The organism is Enterobacter cloacae complex sp. FDA-CDC-AR_0164 (assembly GCF_003071645.1).
Lineage (GTDB): Bacteria > Pseudomonadota > Gammaproteobacteria > Enterobacterales > Enterobacteriaceae > Enterobacter > Enterobacter ludwigii.
Genome location: NZ_CP028950.1, coordinates 181,742 through 197,542, shown reverse-complemented (window position 1 = coordinate 197,542; position 15,801 = coordinate 181,742). Strand labels below are relative to the sequence as shown.

17 protein-coding genes are annotated in these 15,801 nt (G+C 52.5%); 11 read left to right on the top strand and 6 right to left on the bottom strand.

What is annotated here, in order from left to right; genetic code table 11:
- Positions 1 to 69 precede the first annotated feature (69 nt).
- Entirely contained in the window at positions 70 to 906 is an 837-nt protein-coding gene (locus AM410_RS01000; RefSeq protein ID WP_108647380.1) for a MipA/OmpV family protein, read from the bottom strand.
- Positions 907 to 1,111: 205 nt separating this feature from the next.
- Here AM410_RS01000 and AM410_RS00995 point away from each other — a divergent pair, with 205 nt between their 5' ends.
- Together AM410_RS00995 and AM410_RS00990 are read left to right on the top strand one after the other, a co-directional pair.
- The gene (locus tag AM410_RS00995) at positions 1,112 to 1,789 is read left to right on the top strand and encodes a response regulator (protein WP_020885069.1); all 678 of its coding nucleotides are present in this window, start codon (positions 1,112 to 1,114) and stop codon (positions 1,787 to 1,789) included.
- Positions 1,789 to 3,183, top strand: a complete 1,395-nt coding sequence (locus tag AM410_RS00990; RefSeq protein ID WP_108647378.1) for a sensor histidine kinase — start codon at positions 1,789 to 1,791, stop codon at positions 3,181 to 3,183. The genes AM410_RS00995 and AM410_RS00990 overlap by 1 nt, the downstream gene beginning before the upstream one ends.
- Before the next feature lie 86 nt (positions 3,184 to 3,269).
- Here AM410_RS00990 and AM410_RS00985 read toward each other — a convergent pair whose 3' ends face one another.
- The 4 genes from AM410_RS00985 to AM410_RS00970 all read right to left on the bottom strand — a co-directional run bounded on the left by AM410_RS00985 (position 3,270) and on the right by AM410_RS00970 (position 6,896).
- A complete protein-coding gene (locus tag AM410_RS00985; protein WP_236900129.1) occupies positions 3,270 to 3,968 on the bottom strand; it encodes an alpha/beta fold hydrolase in 699 nt (232 codons plus the stop codon).
- Between the two features lie 183 nt (positions 3,969 to 4,151).
- On the bottom strand, positions 4,152 to 4,535 hold the full coding sequence (locus AM410_RS00980) for a RidA family protein (RefSeq protein ID WP_049022507.1): 384 nt from the start codon (positions 4,533 to 4,535) through the stop codon (positions 4,152 to 4,154).
- Between the two features lie 107 nt (positions 4,536 to 4,642).
- On the bottom strand, positions 4,643 to 6,100 hold the full coding sequence (locus tag AM410_RS00975; RefSeq protein WP_108647376.1) for an MFS transporter: 1,458 nt from the start codon (positions 6,098 to 6,100) through the stop codon (positions 4,643 to 4,645).
- Between the two features lie 49 nt (positions 6,101 to 6,149).
- Positions 6,150 to 6,896 (bottom strand): glucose 1-dehydrogenase, encoded by a 747-nt coding sequence (locus tag AM410_RS00970; RefSeq protein WP_049022506.1) that lies wholly within the window; start codon positions 6,894 to 6,896, stop codon positions 6,150 to 6,152.
- A 113-nt stretch (positions 6,897 to 7,009) separates the two neighbouring features.
- Here AM410_RS00970 and AM410_RS00965 point away from each other — a divergent pair, with 113 nt between their 5' ends.
- Positions 7,010 to 7,879 (top strand): LysR family transcriptional regulator, encoded by an 870-nt coding sequence (locus AM410_RS00965; RefSeq protein ID WP_108647374.1) that lies wholly within the window; start codon positions 7,010 to 7,012, stop codon positions 7,877 to 7,879.
- 19 nt (positions 7,880 to 7,898) lie between these two features.
- On the opposite strand, the gene AM410_RS00960 is transcribed toward AM410_RS00965, so the two are convergent.
- Positions 7,899 to 8,807: a LysR family transcriptional regulator gene (locus AM410_RS00960; protein WP_025204723.1), complete on the bottom strand. Its 909-nt coding sequence runs from the start codon at positions 8,805 to 8,807 to the stop codon at positions 7,899 to 7,901.
- 125 nt (positions 8,808 to 8,932) lie between these two features.
- On the opposite strand from AM410_RS00960, the gene AM410_RS00955 reads away from it, so the two are divergent.
- The 8 genes from AM410_RS00955 to AM410_RS00920 all read left to right on the top strand — a co-directional run bounded on the left by AM410_RS00955 (position 8,933) and on the right by AM410_RS00920 (position 15,795).
- Positions 8,933 to 9,670, top strand: coding sequence for an SDR family oxidoreductase (locus AM410_RS00955; protein WP_108647372.1), 738 nt, complete (start codon positions 8,933 to 8,935; stop codon positions 9,668 to 9,670).
- A 232-nt stretch (positions 9,671 to 9,902) separates the two neighbouring features.
- Positions 9,903 to 10,817, top strand: coding sequence for a LysR family transcriptional regulator (locus tag AM410_RS00950; protein WP_041162470.1), 915 nt, complete (start codon positions 9,903 to 9,905; stop codon positions 10,815 to 10,817).
- Positions 10,818 to 10,987: 170 nt separating this feature from the next.
- Positions 10,988 to 11,635: an isochorismatase family protein gene (locus AM410_RS00945; protein ID WP_020885059.1), complete on the top strand. Its 648-nt coding sequence runs from the start codon at positions 10,988 to 10,990 to the stop codon at positions 11,633 to 11,635.
- Positions 11,636 to 11,969: 334 nt separating this feature from the next.
- The gene (gene aroQ, locus AM410_RS00940) at positions 11,970 to 12,533 is read left to right on the top strand and encodes a gamma subclass chorismate mutase AroQ (protein ID WP_042866541.1); all 564 of its coding nucleotides are present in this window, start codon (positions 11,970 to 11,972) and stop codon (positions 12,531 to 12,533) included.
- 97 nt (positions 12,534 to 12,630) lie between these two features.
- Positions 12,631 to 13,686, top strand: a complete 1,056-nt coding sequence (locus AM410_RS00935) for a catalase family peroxidase (RefSeq protein WP_040019003.1) — start codon at positions 12,631 to 12,633, stop codon at positions 13,684 to 13,686.
- The gene (locus AM410_RS00930; protein ID WP_014169034.1) at positions 13,683 to 14,228 is read left to right on the top strand and encodes a cytochrome b; all 546 of its coding nucleotides are present in this window, start codon (positions 13,683 to 13,685) and stop codon (positions 14,226 to 14,228) included. Before AM410_RS00935 ends, AM410_RS00930 begins: the two co-directional genes overlap by 4 nt.
- Before the next feature lie 75 nt (positions 14,229 to 14,303).
- On the top strand, positions 14,304 to 14,891 hold the full coding sequence (locus tag AM410_RS00925) for a TetR/AcrR family transcriptional regulator (RefSeq protein WP_108647371.1): 588 nt from the start codon (positions 14,304 to 14,306) through the stop codon (positions 14,889 to 14,891).
- Between the two features lie 409 nt (positions 14,892 to 15,300).
- The gene (locus AM410_RS00920; protein WP_020885054.1) at positions 15,301 to 15,795 is read left to right on the top strand and encodes a molybdopterin-dependent oxidoreductase; all 495 of its coding nucleotides are present in this window, start codon (positions 15,301 to 15,303) and stop codon (positions 15,793 to 15,795) included.
- Positions 15,796 to 15,801: the final 6 nt, after the last annotated feature.

Genomic DNA, 15,801 nt, shown 5'->3' with positions numbered 1-15,801 from the left:
GGCGGAACGAAAACATATTATTGAGAGTTCAGCGCGAGAAGTCGTCGGGAAGCACTCATCCCATCACGATCAGAAGCTGTACGTCACTTTCAAACTTCCCGTGGGCGACGTTTTTCGTTGAACAATGGGGCTATTGCCTGCATCTCCCGTCAACTGCGTAACGCCTGTTGCGACAGCTACGCTCCAGTCCGGGGTGAGCTTGTGGGTCCAGTCCACATTCAGCGAGTAAGCATAAATACCGGATCCAGCATCATGTCGGGAAAACCCCGATGCTGCTGACTGTGCGGCATTCACCCCGTAGTATGTCTGCATGTATTTGCTGGATCCCCAACTGGTGGTCAGCGCCAGCGTCAGCGAATTTTTCGGTGATGTATAAAGCGGGCTGATAATCCCGAAATGCAGGGCCTCACCGTTGTTTCTTTCAGAAACCGGCACTTCAGCCTGCAATTGCACACTCAGCCAGTCGGTCACCTTATACCCCAGTCCGGGCACAATGATGGCCGATCCTTTGACATCACCCATACCCCGCAAGTCGTCACTGCCGGAGCTTATTGAATCGCTGTTCACGTCACGATCCTTGCGACCAGCGCGGTAGCTCAGCGCAGCGTTGTACTCCAGTTTACCGACACTGTTACCGTAACCGATACCCCGCGTGGTGCTGATAAAGACGCCATTTGCCATGGAGTAATCAAGCACTAATGCTGTAGTGGCGCGGTTTTTATCCGAACCAGAATAGCGAGGCGTAATATCCACACCTCCCCCCAGGGTCAACACGTTACCCTGGTTCTGTTCTGCCGCCAGTGTCGGGGTGGTCAGAAACGCCAGAACGACTCCCGGCACTATTTTTTTCAGGCTGCGAGGCGGGAGCAAAGGAGGAAACTGATGACGCAGTGCGATGTTTCTCATTAAAGAAGTCCTTGTGGATTCAAATGATGACGATACAAGCGGTTATTCACGCCAGTTTTCTCAGTTTGAATACGCACCCTAAGGTTCTTATGAGCCGAAAATGAAGAAACGCTGAAGCAAGTACCGCTGCAGTAAACCTGATAGATTTATCGAAACCGTTTTTTTCTTAAGACGTTCTTCATTCACTGTTGATACCGTTACCAATGTGAAAATTCTACTAATCGAAGACGACCTGGATCTGGGCAATGGCGTGCGGATCGCCCTTGCAGATCAAGGATTTGATGTCATATGGGTTCGCCGCAAAGAGGATGCGCTGCATCAGCTTGATGCCTGCGTGCCAGAACTGATATTGCTCGACCTGGGACTGCCCGATGGCGATGGCATGGGCCTGATGACCTGCTTGCGGCAGCAGTTCAAAGGGATCCCTGTCATCATCCTGACTGCTCGAGGCACGCTACAGGATCGCCTGTGTGGGCTGGATGCCGGTGCAGACGATTACCTTGTTAAACCTTTTATTCTCGCCGAGTTGTTGGCCAGGGTAAGAGCGCTTGCGCGACGCAGTTACGGTTTTCAGAATGAGGCGATAGAAATCAGAGGGTTATCTCTGCATGTGCCAACGCGTCGCGTGACGGTGAGTGCCCGTCACGTGGAGTTGACGGCAAGTGAATACGCGCTGCTTGAAACGTTAATGTTGCGCGCTGACCGCGTGCTTACACGACGTTTTCTGGAAGAAAGAATCTTCGGCACCAAAGAAAATCTGAGTAATGCTCTCGACGTGCATATGGGGAATTTGCGTCGAAAAATCGGGGACGGTTATGTGCGAACGGTGAGAGGGGTGGGGTATGTCATTGATACTGTCCCGATCTACAAAGGTGGTGATTGATGCGAAATATCTGGCGCACCCTGAGACTCCCCACGCTCGTACGGCGAATCATCATCGCCCAGATGCTGCTGCTGACCTTGCTGTGGTGTCTTTTTTTGACTTTTGTTTTGTGGGAGGACTTGCGTAGTCCCCCGATATTAACGGGCAGTAAGACCTACGAAACCCTTTTTACGCTGGTGGACAGTATGGACGATCGCCCCCAGGAACGCACCGATGTGCTGAACACGTTCAGTAAGGCGTTGCGGGAAGGATATGGCGGAGGTGAAGATCCCGAACTGTCAATCAGCCTCATTATTCGCAAACATAACGAGATAATTTATTCATCTGATGGCGCACCAACAGGGGTCGTAAACAGCCAACTGGGGGAATTACAGCGCATTGAGAGTGAGGGGCGCACCTGGACCAGCCGTACGCTAAAATCCGGGAACTCCGATGTGGAGGTGACACTTGTGACGCCTGCCGGAGGATGGAACTTCTTTATCTACCTGAACTCGCGTGGCTATTACATATTGCCGCTACTGGTATGCATTCCTTTTCTTTTATTTCCCGCGTGGCTGTCAATTCGTATTGCAATGCGACCCTGGAGCAAGGTCGTAAATGAAATATCCTTGCGAACGCCAGACGATCTCTCTCCATTAAAAGCCATGCCAAAACACAGGGAGCTTCGTCAAATGGTGGACGCGATAAACGTGTTTCTTGCCAGGGTGCGCGAAAGCGCGGAAAGGGAACGGATTTTCATTGCTGATGCCGCTCACGAGCTGCGTACTCCTCTGGCTGCAATGCGAATCAACGTGGAGGCGCTGCAGTCGTATGTAAGCAATGAGACTCAACAGGAATTACTGGCGGGGATTGTTCGCAGCAACAGCCGGGCCGCCCGACTCGTCAATCAATTGTTGCTGATGATGCACAGTGAAGCACGTATTGATGCCGTTATGCAGCCAGTGCCGCTGACGACGCTCATTCAGGAGCGAATGGCTGCACTGGAACCGCTGGCTACGGAGCGCAGGATAGAGCTTGAATTCGTCTCTGATGATGAAGTCTGGATCACAGGCATCAGGGAGCGCCTGATGTCGCTGATTGACAATTTGATTGAGAACGCAGTCAAGTACAGCCCTGAGGGGGGACGGGTTGAAGTAGAGATACGATCGCGGGATAAAGCCACGCAGCTTCGTGTCTCAGATGCCGGGCCCGGTATTCGGCCTGAATTGAGGGAGCGTGTGTTCGACCGATTTTTTCGCGACCCCAACCAGATGCAAAGCGGGAGTGGACTGGGGCTAGCAATCGTCAACGCGGTTGCGCAGCAACACAACAGCAGCGTAGGCCTGTGTACGTCTGCAGAAGGCGGGCTGCTGGTCACTGTCGATTTCCCAACTCCGATAGCCGAAAATGCGTAGCAGAGGCCAGAAGCAAACATCTAAGAAAAACGTCTTGGCGTTTGATTCGCAGAGAATAGGGGGACTCTGTTTGCATCAACGTTATTTTAAAGGCCTGTTTTATCGAGCCATCTGGACACACGCTGGGCCAGTTCATCCGGTTTTTCCAGAGGAATAAGGTGTCCACAACCGCCAACATAATCCACACAGGTTCCGGTTAGCCTGGCGAGTTCTTCTGCCTCCTCCGTTGAACGCAGCCGATCATGTTTCGCTGCAATAACGTAGGTCGGGCATGAAATGGGTTTTAATGTTATTCGCTCGCGGTTTAGCCCTGACTGGACTCTGAATACATCGGCTCCCAGCCTTTTTCCCATATTACGGATTTTCTCAATAATGGCCGTATTACTGGCGAGATCAGCATGAAGTGATTTTCTAATGGCCGTTGTGCTCAGCCCACTAAATTCTCTGGAGGAATTGATATTCGCTGCAGCAACACGGGTATTTATCTCTTCTGCCGAATCCTCTCTGAGAGATGTGGCAATGAGGATCATCGCCGCTGTCCGTTCCGGAAAAGCCTCATAAATAGCTCTGGCAACATAACCACCTAGCGAAAAGCCGGCCAGCACAAAACGCTCCGGTAGTTTCTGGACTATATTAGCGGCAATATCCTGGATTGTGGTTCCCTGGCCCAGGCTCGCAGGTATAAAGAGCCTGCGCTCGGGAAATGCGGTGATAAAATCGTCCCACAATGTTTCATCAAGCATAAATCCCGGGATAAGTACCACAGGAAGGTTCTCTGCATTCATCGGCAAGTCTCATTTCCTGGACGCAGTGCCATTGCCAGGGTTTCTGAATCTGTAAACATAGCCTATTGCAGTTGATGAAGACATTGTCGTCTCATCGAGCTCTGCCGTTTGTTCGTAGCAGACCTTGCGGCGCTTAAGTCGATCCGGTTCGTGCCTGGGGTGATTTGGGGACTCACGGCGGCACTATTTTTTAGCCACAATCCGCATTTCCACCAGCGCATTTTCTGGAATGAACGCTGATACGCCTATGGCAGTCCACGCCGGGTAGGGTGCCTTAACATATTCATCTTTCACCTTAGAAAAAACGTCTATATGTTTTTTAAGATCAATATGAAAAGTGGTTATCTCAAGAATATTTTCATACCCTAAGCCTGCGGCTTTCAAATAAACACCAAGCTTATAAAACGCATCATGGAATTGTTCTTCCGGATGCTGACTTATCGGTTTGTCCTTCCGTGCCGCGGTAACACCAGAGAGATACACCGTGCCATCTGCTTCGATGACAGGCGAGAAGTGCCAGTCATCGAAATAATGTTGGAATTCTTCAGGGACTATCGATTTTTTCATGATTTTTTCTCAGGTTGACGCATGAGTACCTGCTGCGGGTAAACGGCACGCTGGGGAGGAACATGAGCAAGGATGTCCACGCCTCAGCCAGTTGATTGTCTGTTACGTTACTTGATAGACGCGCCGCTCGCAGCAGAAAATAAACCGGAGGCCTGCCGGGTAAGCCGGATGCTTAGCGCGGCACCCGTGGCCAGGCATATCGCCATCGCCAGAAGGGCGACGATAAAGGCATGCGTAATATTTGCACCGCTTCTGCCGGTGTCCAGCATGCTGTAAAAAATGCCACCGATGACGGCGACGCTCAGTGCAGTGCTGATTTGGAGTGTCGAGCTGGTTACTCCGGCAATCATGCCTGAAAACGCCGGTGCAACGCGGCCTGTCACCATCCGGACCAGCGTCGGCATCGCCAGTCCCTGGCCGAGGCCGGTGATAAAAAGCAATACAGCGAGCGGCAGCATGGCCGGTGCGCTACCCGTCATGGTATGGGCAATCAACCCTGCCAGGCCTGTTAACCCCAACGTCTCGCATCCCATCCCGATTGCGCTCAGGTAATTGCCGACAAAACGCCTCAGATAAGGTGTTAGCAACGGACCGATCAGAAAACCCACGCCAAAAGGCAGAAAAAGCAGGCCCGCAGTCAGGGCGTTTAACTGCAACGCATCTTGTAGATAAACGGAGAACAAAAGAAAGAAGGCCCCGATAGAATAAAACAGCAAAACGATCGCCAGCCCCTGGCCCAGCCCCGGCGCGCGTAATACGACCGGATCAAGCAGAGGCGAACCGCCGTTCTGGCTAAGGCGACGCTCATAACGCCATAACAGCGACGCCAGCAGCGGGACAGCCAGAAATGATAGCCATGTCCACCAGGGCCATCCCGCTTCACGGCCTTCAATTAATGGCACAATCAGCGCACTCAACGTGGCGGTCGCCAGTAACATGCCGACCGGGTCCAGTCGTTGTGCGGATGGCGCACGCGTCTCTTTCAGCAGTGGCAACCCGAAGAGAATGACCAGCAGCGCCACCGGCAAGTTAACGAGGAAAATAGCCCGCCATCCCAGGTGAAACAGATCCGCTGAGATCAGGATACCGCCCACTACCTGCCCGATAACCGAGGCCAGGCCAAATACAGCGCCATAGATACTCAACGCGAACGGTTTTTCCGCTTCCGGAAAAATGGCCTGTACGGAAGCCAGTGCCTGAGGCGCCATAATCGCGGCCGTAGCACCCTGTAACACGCGTCCACTAATCAGTACCCATGGTGACCAGGCTAAACCGCACAGCAGCGATGCCGCCGCAAAACCGATAAGCCCTATAAAAAACATCTTCCCACGACCATAAATATCACCCAGACGGCCGCCGGTAATTAAGGTTACGGCATACACGGCTGCATAGGACGAAATGACCAGCTGTTCAGCAGAGGAAGAAGCGCTCAGCTCGTCCTGAATAGCAGGCAGCGCAACATTGACGATAAAAAAATCGAGCGGGGGCAAAAATGCACCAACCAGCAGGATGACAAACATTGCCCAGCGACGCGGCTCGGCTTGCGGGAGGATAGGGGGCGACATGGAACACTCCACAGGTAACGGTTATGTGCAGAGATTGAGAGGCAGGGCGTTAGCGCATGCCACCAGAGGCAAGAATCACCTCACCGGTGATCCATCCCGCATCGTCTGATGCGAGAAATGAGACGATCGGCGCAACATCCTGCACCTGACCGATGCGGCCGAGTGGGGTCTGCTTTTCATTCCATGTCTGGAAGTCCGAGTTCATCGCGCCTGCACTATGACTGCCTTCCGTTTCGATAAGGCCAGGGTTGACCGCGTTGACGCGAATTCCCCGGGGGCCGAGTTCTCGTGACAGTACCCCGGTAATAGCATCGATCGCCCCTTTGGTGCCGCTGTAGATGGCACTCTCGGCGATAAAGACGCGGGTGACGAACGAACTGATGTTAATGATGCTGCTGCCTTTATTCAGATGCGGCGCAGCAGCGCCGGACATTAACAGCGGGCCCAGAACATTGATGTCGAATTGTCTGCGGTAGAGTGCCTCTGTGCTCTCTTCAATGCGGGCGAACTCATAAATGCCGGCGTTGTTCACCACAATGTCCAGCCGCCCGAAAATGTCGATGGCCGCGTTAACCAGCGCCTCAACCTCAGCCTGGCGGGTGACATCCGCCGCGACCGCTACCGCCTGCCCGCCGGCAGCCTGTATATCGGCAACGACGTTATCAGCACTACTTTTGCCTGACGCGTAATTGACAATGACCTTCGCGCCGTCAGCCGCCAGTTGACGGGCAATCCCAGCTCCGATGCCTTTGGAACCACCGGTTACAATCGCCACTTTGTCTTTTAATTTGTATATGTCATTCATTTCCTGACTGGGGGGTGAGGACGCTATAGTGATATCGACAAAGTTGTTTTGGAACTGCCACTTTTGTATATTCAATGTTCATTTTTGTACGGTGAGACACTGGCATGGAATGGGGCGACGTCCGGGTATTTCTTGCAGTTATGCGTAAGGGCTCTTTCGGCGAGGCGGCACGAAGCCTGGGTGTGAGCCATCCGACGATTGGTCGCCGGATAAAGGCGCTTGAGGAAGAGGCGCAGCAAGCGCTATTTCGCCGGACACAGGAGGGTCTGGTTCTGACCGACGCCGGCGACAGGGTGCTGAAGCTGGCAGAAGCGATGGAAAACTCCGCGCTGGCGATGGAGCGGCGTCTCGCCGGTAATCACGAACGTCTTGAAGGGATATTGCGCATCTCTTCAGCAGAGTGGTTTGCCAACTATGTACTCGCACCGGTCCTGGAGGAACTGACGCGCCGCCATCCGGCGATTGTGCCGGAGCTTATCGCAAGCTACCGCTTACTTAACCTGTCGCGGCGTGATGCCGACATTGCGTTTCGCATCGTTCCCTTTACCGAACCGGATATTGTCCAGCGCCGCCTGGTGCGCATCCCCTATGCGCTATATGGAACGCCGGAAATCGCCGATATCGCCCGACACGATCCGGCCGCAGTGGGGCTTATTCTGATGAACACGGCACAATCCCACTTCTCTGACGTCGCCTGGCTGCTCGACAGGTTCCCCCAGTCACGACGTGTGTTCACCAGTACCAGCCGGGCCGTACAGGCACAGATGTGCCAGCGTGGAATGGGCATCGCCGTGTTACCGCGCCCGCTTGGTGATGCCATCACCGGCTTAGCGGCTATCAGCATGCCGGAGCCACCGCCGTCCAAAGATATATGGGTAGGGTATCACTCTGACCTCCGGCATATGGATCGCCTGCGGGTTATGCTGGATATCGCCGATGCGATGCTTGCCGATCCCGCGGCGCCGTCAACGTGAGCGACGGTTTACGCAGCCATTAAGCGTTCACCTCAAAGCGTTCCCGGTAGAGAGAAACCAGCCAGTCTACAAAAATCCGGACACGGGGAGACAGCTGTCGGTGCTGCGGATAGATAGCCGAAAGTTGCATGGACGGGCTTTTCCAGTCGCTTAACACTTCCTGTAGCAGGCCATCCCGAAGGGCATCGTCCACATGATAACGTGGAAGCTGAACCAGCCCACATCCACGCAACGCGCAAATAACGTAATTTTCTGCGTCATTCACTGTCATCCAGCCTTTGGTCGGATAGCTTTTCTCTTTACCGTTAACAATGAGTTCCAGAGGATAGTTCTTACCCCGGCTGGTGGAAAAGAAATTGACGCTCTGGTGAGAAAGCAGATCGTCAGGGGTCATCGGTCGGCCGTGCTTACGAAGATAGTCCGGACTGGCGCAGATAACCTGAGGCATCTGGGCTAAAGGCCGGGCAATTAATGATGAATCAAAGAGCTTGCCCGCGCGTACGGCGCAGTCAACGCCTTCCCGAATCAGATCGACCAGACGATCCCCACTGCTGATAACCAGCCTGATGGCGGGATAGCGGGCGTGAAACTCGTCAATACGGGGCAGTACAATGCGGGTCGCATGGGCCCCGTGAAGATTCACGCGCAAAATCCCCTGTGGTCTTACGCCGGAATGACGCAGGGAAGACTCCGCATCGTCCAGTTCAGAAAGAATATGCACGCAGCGTTCATAAAATGCCTCGCCATCCAGCGAAGCCCGCACGTGTCTGGTCGTCCGCTCCAGCAGACGACACTCCAGGTTTTTCTCCAGGCTTTTTATTGCATTGCTGGCCGTCGCTCTGGGGATCCCTAGCTGGTCCGCGGCCTGACTGAAGCTTTGAAGCTCTACAATGCGGGTGAAGAGCAGCATGGTATCAAATTTATCCATCACGGATCCTGAAGGCGATTATTAACGATAATGGAATTATGTTATCAAATATCACCCATTTATCTCTCCCGCTAAAACATTAATATCTTCATTCAGACCCCCTTTCACTGAAACCGGAGAGAACGATGGACAAAGTCAATAAAACTGCCCTTGTTACGGGCGGTTCCCGTGGTATCGGCCGCGCCATTGCTGAGCGTCTCGCGCGGGACGGTTTTACCACTATCGTGAATTACGCAGGTAATGCCGAGGCGGCAGAGCAAACCGTGCAGAGCATCGTCGCTAAAGGTGGCCGTGCGACGGCGATTCAGGCTGATGTTGCCAGCGAAGCGGATGTCAGCCACTTGTTCCAGCAAGCGAAAGCGGTTACCGGCAGACTGGATGTGGTGGCGCACAGCGCGGGGATCATGCCAATGGCGAAGATTACCCCTGCCGGTCTTCACGATTTTGATCGTGTCATTCATACCAACCTGCGTGGCGCATTTCTGGTGCTGGCAAATGCTGCTGAAACCGTGAGTGAAGGCGGCAGAATCATTGCCCTTTCGACGAGCGTGATCGCCAAATCCTTCCCGGCTTATGGTCCCTATATCGCCTCAAAAGCAGGCGTGGAAGGGCTTGTACACGTGCTGGCAAACGAACTGCGGGGCAGAAATATCACCGTTAATGCCGTTGCTCCGGGCCCCACCGGGACTGAGCTCTTCTTTAACGGTAAGAGCGAAGAGCAGGTTGCGGCCGTTGCAAAACTGGCCCCGCTCGAGCGCATCGGTACCCCAGAAGAGATCGCCAGCGCAGTAGCGATGATCGCCGGTCCGGACGGGAGCTGGATCAACTCGCAGGTTATTCGTGTAAACGGTGGCTTCGCCTAATCCCCCCGACAGGCGGATGCATACGCTTCCGGGGTAAATGAGCGATGAGGCCTGCACGGTCATGCCGCGCAGGCAATAGTCAATATCGTCAATACACCTGCGGGAAACGTCCCTTCCGGGTTGATATTGATCCGACTGATGAGAGTGCGGCGGTGGTCAATGCCATTGCCGAGCGCATCCGCCAGCAATTTTTACAGCTGGCCTGCCGATAAGATATTTGGATTTAAAGAGTATGAAGAAAATGACCTCCCAGAACTTTTCCTGGGATGATTTGAAAACTGTTATGGCTATAGGTGAGCACGGTAATCTGTCACGCGCCGCAGATGCTCTGGGCATCAATCATTCCACCTTGTTTCGTCGGTTGGGGGCCATTGAGACGTCGCTGGCATTAGCCCTCTTTCTGCGTCGCCGTACCCACTACGTTCCGACAAAAGCCGGAACCGCGCTGATCGCCCTGGGACACCGCATTGAAGAGGATATCCACTATGTTCTACAGAACATTGAAGAGGATGAATGCGGTTTTTCGGGGGAGATAAGGGTCACCACGTCGGATGCCCTTTTGCAGGATTACCTTAACCCGCTGATCGCGTCATTTAGCCGAATAAATCCCCACATTACCTTTCAGGTCTCGACAGGAAATGAATCCGTCAATTTGTTCGATGGCGGGGCGGATATCGCGTTTCGAGCCACCAGAGACATTCCGGAGCATCTTTCCGGCCGCAAGGTGGGATCGGCGTTCTGGGCAGTGTATGGTTTACGTGAACAATGGGAAAAAAAGCAAGTCAATGCTATGGCGCTCACGGAGCATCGCTGGGTCTCCTTCCATTACGCAATGTCTAAGTTAAACGCCTTTCTGTGGATTGAAAAAAATATTCCCGAGAAAAATATCACCTTTCGCGGCGACTCCGTTCTCAGTGTTGCGTCGGCTATCTCAAGCGGGATTGGGATCGGTTTGTTACCCTGCATGCATGGCAATCAGATAGATAAACTGGCTCAGATTAGCCCCATCGTGGAGGGACTGGGTGAAGACATTTGGCTGCTCGCGCATCCTGATGTAAGGAAATCAGCAAAAATAAGGGAATTTATGAATCACTGTTCCCACTATTTAGCAGAGAACAGAAAGAGAATATTCGGACAAACATGTTAATTCCTTTTTTCATATAAAATTCATTAATATTTCACAGCGTTCATTTTTGCAATAAGCCCTTTGCAAAAATGAACGGACAAAAGAATATTTCGTTTTGTATAGTTTTCCCGAGTTCACGAATCAGGTCCTTAATACACTGATAAATTTAAACAAACATCGCGGAAATTATTATGACGATTAAAGCAACACCTGCAGCGGCCAGAAATCTGTTAAGCCCGGAAAACCATGCGCTGATCCTGCTGGATCACCAGAGCCAGATGGCGTTCAATGTGAAAAATATTGATATCGGCCTGCTGAGACAAAATACCGCAGTCCTCGCGGAAACAGGTAAGGGGTTTAATATTCCGACCCTTGTTTCGACGATTTCACGCCATGATTTTGCGGGCCCGGTATTTCCTGAAGTTTCAGCGGTATTCCCGGATGACGCGTCGTACGTTAACCGATCCACCTCAAACGCATGGGAAGATGGTAATTTTGTTGATGCCGTCAACAAACTGGAGCGCGACCGCCTGGTGTTTGCAGGTCTGTGGACCTCGGTCTGTCTGAATGGTCCGGTTCAGTCTGCCATTGAGCAAGGTTTTGACGTCTATATCGTCACAGACGCCAGCGGTGACATGAGTGCAGAAGCTCACGAACGCGCTGTGCAACGCATGATTCAGGCTGGCGCAAAGCCGATTACTGCCCTGACTTACCTGCTTGAACTGCAACGTGACTGGGCACGTCATGAAACCTACGAACTGACCACTTCGATCAGCCAGAAACATGGCGGAGCGTTCGGTATTGGCATCCAGTATTGTGCAGATATGGTTCACGCCTAAGATAACTCGCCATACGATTTTTTTTGCTGGGGGAGTGGAATGACCGTATGGCCGGTATGCGGGCAGGATGCAGTATTCCTGCCCGCATGTTTTTTCTGAGTTCTGTTCATCTTTCTTCGTTCCCCCTCGCTCGCCGTTTCGGCAGCCTGTCTTACCCCGAATTCTTTTGAAAACCATTCCGAACAAACATGGCATCCAGCATTGAGTAAAAAATGAGTGATGAAATTGACACTAAACCTACCAACTGGTAGGTTGGTTTTTGTTCGCTTTCCAGCCAACCGGATCCGGGCCTGAGAACGTTATTTTTTTACCTATGCGATAAGTGAGATCGGTAATGGAGAAAAAGCATGAGTTAGCGGCAGGGCCATCCATTCAGGGAGATGGCATTGCGGAAACAACGACAGCGATCGAGGTTTTTTCCGGCCCTGGCATGAGTATCAACCTGCGTTTTTGCCTGATGAAAGAGGTTGCAGCGTATAAGGCGCAGCAGGGTCAGGCAATTGCCGACCCTGAACAGGAACGGGACGTGCTTGAAAGAGCCTTTGCTGTCGCCCACGCGTCAGGGCTGGAAAGAGAGAGCGTCAGGTCTTTCATTCAACTGCAGATGGACATTGCGAAGGCTATCCAGCATTTCCATTGTGCCGACTGGCTCATGGAAGAAGACACACCGAGGACACCGATGCCGCTCTCTGCGGTGAGAGCAAAAATTGCCCATGCCGATGAATCAACGCTTCGCAGTATCGCCCGGAAATTAAAAACGGAGGGCGGCTTTTCCGGAGCTGATAAAGCGGCATTCATGCGAGAAATTCAGCATGAAAAAATACGTGACAGAGATAAAGAGCGGCTCTGGGCTACAGTTAAAAAAATCCTGCTTCATTCATCCTGTGGCGCGTCTTAATGGGCGAGTTATCACGCCAGCAGCGAAAGACGTGCTTAATGTTTTCAGGAATACGTTCTCGCGTATTTGACTGTGTATTCACTGTGTGAGCAAAAATATGACGAACACTTCACTTTCCACCGGCCAAAAAATAGTCCGCCTGTGCCTGGTCGCGATTATTCCCCTTGTCTTGATAGCGCTGTTTCTCTGGTCAGGCGGCTGGCTGACGCCGAATCGCCTGACGTCTGACAAACTGGTTTCGGTATTGCAGAAATCGGGTGGGGAACATCCCGGTTTTCGCCGCAATCACGCGAAGGGCGTGTGCGTGGTGGGGGATTTTATCTCTAACGGCCAGGTCAGCTCGTTATCGCGAGCAGCGCTGTTTGCCCCTGGCGAAACGCCGGTTACGGGGCGTTTCGCCATCGCAGGGGGTAACCCAAAAGCGCCGGATTATGCCGTTCCCGTGCGCAGCATGGCGCTGCAATTCAGGCAGAGCAACGGCGAGCAGTGGCGAACAGGCATGAACGCGATGCCACGCTTTCCGGTCTCTACCGTTGAAGACTTCTATGCGCTGCAAAACCTGACTCTGCCCGATCCGGCAACCGGTAAACCCAACCCCGATAAGCTTAAGGCGTTTGTGATCGCGCATCCTCAGATGCAACCTTACCTCGCCTGGGCAAAGCAGTATGTACCTTCATCCAGTTGGGCAAGCGATCGCTTTAATAGCCTGAATGCATTTCGCTTTATAGATAAAGCGGGTAAAGAGCATCTGGTCCGCTGGAGTATGGTGCCGCATATTGGCTCTCAGCCGATGAGCGAGGCGGATAAAAATGATAAAGATTTTCTGCAGCACGATCTTGAAGAGCGCCTGAAGCAAGGGCCGCTGAAATGGGATCTGATGATTACCGTCGCTAAACCGGGCGATCCGGGCAACGATGCAAGCCAGGTCTGGCCTGAAGATCGGCAAACCATCAATGCCGGCATCCTCGTGCTGACGCGTGCAACACCGCAGCAAAACGGTCCGTGCAATGACATCAACTACGATCCGCTGATTTTGCCCGATGGCATTGCCCCTTCGGACGATCCTTTACTGAATGCGCGCTCGGCGGCCTATGCCAAATCCTACAATGCGCGTACCCGTGAACAGTCCCAACAGTCAGGAGCTGGCTTATGAAACAGGTTGCTTATTTCCATCCGGCGTTGCGCATTCTGCACTGGTTCATGGCAGCGGCTATCGTGGCAATGCTGTTTATCGGCATTGCGATGGTTTCAACCATTTCGTCGAAGCATGCCCTGCTGGTGGCGATCCACAAACCGCTGGGGCTGATGATTCTGGTTCTGGTGGTGGTCAGGCTATGGCTGAGGTTTTATACCTCCGTCCCTTCGCTACCGGCTTCCATACCGGCCTGGCAGCGCCTGATAGCGCATCTCTCACACTGGGCGTTATACCTCATGATGTTCCTTCAGCCCCTGATTGGCTGGGCGATGCAGTCAGCGGCGGGGTACCCCATCACCCTCGGGGGCGGGGTTGTTTTGCCACCCATTGTTCCGGTGAATAACGACTGGTTTGCCATTCTGCGCCCTTTGCACTCTCTGGTTGCGCTGATGCTATTTGCTACCGTGATGCTGCATTTGGCGGCCGCGCTTTTTCATGCGTTAGTGCTGCGTGATGGCGTCTTTGACAGTATGGCGGGGACCGGCAGACGGCGGCAGTAAAGGCGGCCTGTCGGTAGGTTTTCGCTCTGCTCTCTGATATCTTATTGATCTGTATACTGGCAATGGGTTACGGCTATGTCCACCGAACGTTCACAGAAAGCAAACGACATTATATTTTTCACCCGACAATTGCTTACCACCGGTGGCTACCGAAGCTTCAGTTTTGCCGACCTTTCTGAAAAGGTGAATATTCGCAAGGCGAGTATTCACCACCATTTTTCAAGCAAGGCGGAGCTGGTAAGGGTCGTCGTGAGCGAGTATCGCCAGGAGGCCCGCGCCGGAATGCAGGCATTAAGCCGTCAGCTAAATAATCCGGTTGCCGAACTTCAGGCCTATGCCGATTATTGGGCCAAATGCATCCAGGACGGTTCTGCGCCATTTTGTATCTGCGCGATGCTTGCCGCCGAACTGCCGACGTTGCCGCCCGAAGTCGCTTTGGAAGTGACGGGACATTTCGCCGATCTCTCTGGCTGGCTGACGGAGTTGCTTCAGAGAGGAGAAAAGGAAAAATGCTTTACTGTCCGGTCAACCCACGCCAGCGAGGCGGGGCAGTTAATGGCAACGGTACATGGTGCCATGTTAGCCGCACGCGCGTTTAACGACGCGAAAGTATTTCAGCAAATCGTCCAGCCGATGATCGACAATATTCTTGTGTCGGATTGATCGCTCGATAGCACGACATTGCCCTTTTAACCTGCTTATAAGGGCGCAGTGTGCACCTCTCCTGAGGATATTCCGTACCAATAATTGACCACTCCGCACAAATTCTGACCGTTTAAGACGCAACGGGGGATTAGAAACGACAATTTTTTCAAATTCCGCCTTCGTCCAATTTTAATAACCTGCTCTGTCTCATATTATCATGGTGTAAAAGGGAGACAGGGACACGTCTGAAGGCTAATCTTTGTTAATGACGATACGGCAAGCAACAACGTCGGGATGGCTGTCATGGACCGTTAAACGAGAGTATAACGGGACCGTTTCGTCCTGGAGTCTTATCTGGTTGGCTGGTAACAATTTGTGTCAGAATAGACGACAAGACATACCTATTTCCTTATTGGAGTCATCGCGCATGAGAATGGCAATCACCCTACTTTTCTTGATTATTTCGACCTGTTCCTGGGGGAAGGAACTCCCTAAGCTTGAAGGGAAACCCGTGTTAACCATCTCCGGGAAAATCGAGAACAGTAATCAAAATGGCGCTGCAGTCTTTGATATCGCTGGCCTGGAAAAAATTGGCCTCGTTACCATGCGTACCCGTAACCCATGGTATAATGACCAGACAAGCTTTGAGGGTATTCCCATGAAAAAACTCATGGAACTGGTCGGCGCCAAAGGCACTGTTCTGAGTGTAACCGCGCTCAATGATTATACGACTGAAATTCCCATTGAAGACTTCACAAAATATAACGTGATCCTTGCAATAAAAATGAACGGCCAATATATGCGCGTTCGCGACAAGGGCCCTCTGTTTATTGTCTATCCTTATGAAAGTAACAAAGAGTTGGATAACCAGGTCTATTACTCGAGATCAGCATGGCAGATTAGCAAAATGGTCGTAGAGTAATAATCT